We start from the raw sequence: 3652 nt of genomic DNA on the forward strand, positions 1-3652 counted from the left end.
GGGCTGAGTAGTTACGTTTGGTGACGGTCGAAATGAGCTAAGGCTCGCACACGGAGGCAGATCGACGCGTTGCCAGTCGCCCGAAGGAAAGGACGGACAGCAAGATCATCGCGCTGCAGGCCAGCAGGAACGGTGCCCTCCAATGCCATTGGTAAAGCAGTGTGAACGTCAGGGGAGATACGACGCTCGCCATGCCTTGTGCGGCGGCGAGCGTGCCGGCGGCCAGGCCCTGTTCATTCGTTCCCACCGCGTTGGCGGCCAACACCTGGGCCGAGGGGATGAGCATGCCCAGTCCCGCTGCCGCAATACTGTAGCTGGCCAACAATCCGAGTGAGGTCGAGGTCAGCAGCAAGGGCGCGAAACCAGCGGCGGCCAGCAGCGCGCCCAGCGCGATCATTCGCAGCTGTGGCACCCGGTGCAGGCGTGCGACCAGCAACTGGGTGACGATCAGGGTGACGCCAACCCCTGCCATGGTCTGTCCGGCGACCCGGGCACCGTCGTGCGCGTTCAACGCCAAGCGGTCCATGGCATAAAACCCGACGCACATCTGCGCGGCAATGATGGTGCAGGCTGCCAGGAACATGGTGATGGCTGGCAGCCGGATCCTGGGATCGGTGCAGGTCAACGCGGACTCTTCGTCCTGCTGCTGCGCCGCAGTTGCCGGTACCTTGATCCATAGCAGCAGGCAGGCGGACAAGGGCAGGATCGTGGCCAGATACATCGGCAGGCTGAGGTGACGCACAGCCAGAACGCCGGCAAGCAAAGGCCCCAACACCATGCCCACGGCGTTGGCCGCGCCCAGCTTGGCCATGGCGCCGCCGCGCTCGTCAGACGGAAAGCGGTCCGCCAACCAAGCAGCGCTGACGACCGGGATCGCAGCATAGAACAGCCCCATCAGACCGCGAACGAAAATCAGCAGCACCAGCAATACCGGCAGCGACCAGGCCATCCGCTGCGCCATGTCGAAGTAGCCTGCCAGCGCCAGGAAGGACAAGGAGAAGCCCAGCAGAGAGCACAGCAATACAGGCTTGCGCCCACGCACGTCGCTGAGCCGTCCCCAACGGCGGGCACTGATCACCCACAGGACACCGGCCATGGTGACGGCCAGTCCACCATGCCACTCGGCGAGCCGCAGCGTGCGGACCAGCGGCCCTACGACTGCCACGAACGACATCAGCGCGGCAATGCACAGGCTGTTGATGATGAGGATGGATCGGAAGGCTGGCATCTCGTCAAATCTCCTCCGACTGGAAGATCGGCGTGACGGTCTCAGAGGCGGCCGGAAGGAATCCGCGCTTGACCAATTGCTCCACCGTGCGCCAAAGCAGCGACTCATCCATTACGGGCAGTCGAATGTTCAATTGGTCGAGCCGCTCCAGTGTCTTGCTTTTGTTCAGCGGGAAGAAGTGCGGGTATTCGAGCCAGCTATCCCCCAGCAAGGGAAGTACCTTCTGCCACTCGGTTCGCTGGCCCAACTCCACGGTGTATCTGCCGAATTCCTGAGACCAGTCCGCACCGGACAGAATTCGCGCGGGATAGCCCTTGCGGCGAAGCAACCCGGCCACTTCGCGCCAGTTCCAGATACCCGGATTGGAAACATGCCAGACCTGCCCCAGCGAGGAGGATGACTTGGCCAACGCGATCACCGCATCGACAGCCTGGTCGACGGGAACCAAGTCGATGGGCCTGGGACTGTCCGGAATGATGCCGACAGTCATTGCCAGCTTGAACAATTGCCACATCATGTCTTCCGGATTGGCCTGGTGCTTGGCGCTGTCTCCGCTGACCGTTGTCATGCGCATGGCGGAGCATGGAATTCCGCGGTCGATGGCCCGGCGGATCATGGTGTCACTGACCCAACGGGCCTGAAGATAGCCATTCGGCAGGCCTTGCCAGTTGGGCAGGGGGTCGTCTTCCCGCACGCTCGGACTGTCACTTCTGGCCAGGGAATGGTCGATCACGCCGAGGCTGCCGATGAAGTGCAGCGGCTTGGTGCGTACTGTCGTTGCCAGTTCCAGTATCGTCGCCGTGGACATTGCGTTGGTCGCACGCAGGCGTTCATAGGGTGCCACGAAGTTGATCTCCACGCCGGTATGGAAGAGTACATGGCAATCACTCGCCAATGCCGTCCAGTCTTGCGGGGATAGGCCGAAGTGCTTTTCCCCGAGGTCACCTGCCACGGGATGCAGCCGTGCTGCGTACGCCGGCTTCCAGAGATCGAAGTGCCGAAGATGCTTGATCAGCCAATCTCCGGCATCCTCCATGTTTATGCCGGGTGCAAGGCAAAGGACGGTGACACCGGAGTCGTCCAGCAGGCGTGCGAGTAACCATGCGTTGATGAAGCCCTGCACGCCGGACAGGAAGACACGGATCGAACCCTCCGGCCATGGTTCTGCTTTTTGTGGCAAAGGCCGTATGCTGTCCGCGCATGCCGCATCTTGGTCCAGGTCATGTCCGGCCTTTACGCCAAATGCCGTTTTCAGCACGGGCTGAGCTCCCCGCCGGTACTGCTGGATGAGAAGCGATTGCTGGCGAATGGTTGGCGCTTCAAAAGCCGCCCGTATCGGGTACGACGGCACCTGAAAGGTCTTTCGAATCGCAAAGCACAATTGCGTCATGCTGATGGAGTTGCCTCCAGCGGCGAAGAAATCCTCGTCAATCCCGACGGAATCCAAGCCCAGAACGTCCTTCCAGAGGCCCGCAATGGTCTCTTGGTCGGCGTTCCGAGGCGGGACATGAGCGAGTTCGTCGTTCAGACCTTCCGGTGCTTGGTAACGCAGGGCCCGACGATTCAGTTTTCCACTGGAATTGCGGGGCAGGTCCTGCACGACCTGCCAGTGCCCCGGAATTTGCCCGGATGCCAACTGCTGCCTCAGCCTGGCCTTGAGTTCCGAGATCAGCTTTCCGATACGCTCACCAGTCTCACGGGTGGCAATATGCGCCGTAAGTACGGCGTGTCCGCTGGCATTCACGTGGCACGCCACGGCCGCATCGTCCACACCGGTGCAGGACTTGAGGATGGCCTCAATCTCCGCGGGCTCGATACGCACTCCATTGAACTTGATCTGATCGTCGCTGCGTCCGTGATAACGCAGTTCGCCATCCTCGCCTTGGGAAATAAGGTCCCCTGTGGCATACATTCTGGCCTCGTTACCCAGTGTCTCAATCACTTGGAACCGTGCGTCTGTGCCCGCCCGATCACCTCGATAGTCGATTGCCAGGCAATCTCCTCCCAGATAGAGCTCACCGATGGCTCCGGGTGGTAGCGGACGTTGGTTTGTATCGAGAATGGCCCCTTCAAGCCCAGGCAGCAGCCTGCCGAGCGGAACAGCGCTTTCCTCTCCTGGGCGCCATCCGGAGCAATCGAAGACGCATGCATCTGCCATGACTTCCGACGATCCATAGAGGTTCAGGATGCGTGCATTCGGAAAATAGCACCGCGCCCGCTCCAACAATGCTGCCGGGAACCGCTCGCCGCTCACCTGCAGAATCCGCAACTGCTCCAGGGGGGAGGGCATGACACGCAAGAGGCTGTCTAGAACGGATGGCGTGATCACCAGACGGGTGGCGTGGTGCTGACTCAGCATGGCGTGCAACTGTTGCAGGTCAAGGCATTGGTCAGGTGCGAGCGCGACCAGGCGGTAACCGGACA

2 protein-coding genes are annotated in these 3652 nt (G+C 61.4%); both read right to left on the reverse strand.

Features of this window, described 5'->3' with window-relative positions:
* Positions 1-37 precede the first annotated feature (37 nt).
* Complete coding sequence (locus tag VTU_RS0100970) at positions 38-1228, reverse strand: MFS transporter (RefSeq protein WP_010099972.1); 1191 nt, start codon at positions 1226-1228, stop codon at positions 38-40.
* Between the two features lie 4 nt (positions 1229-1232).
* Positions 1233-3652 (reverse strand): non-ribosomal peptide synthetase (locus tag VTU_RS25175; RefSeq protein ID WP_010099974.1); only part of this gene is annotated, 2420 nt, incomplete at its 5' end.

Origin of the sequence: Verminephrobacter aporrectodeae subsp. tuberculatae At4 (genome assembly GCF_000193225.1) — a bacterium.
Lineage (GTDB): Bacteria > Pseudomonadota > Gammaproteobacteria > Burkholderiales > Burkholderiaceae_C > Acidovorax > Acidovorax aporrectodeae.

What these genes read in the sequence shown, in the direction of transcription:
- VTU_RS0100970 (WP_010099972.1), bottom strand. Translation starts at nt 1,228, where the DNA reads ATGCCAGCCTTCCGATCCATCCTCATCATCAACAGCCTGTGCATTGCC.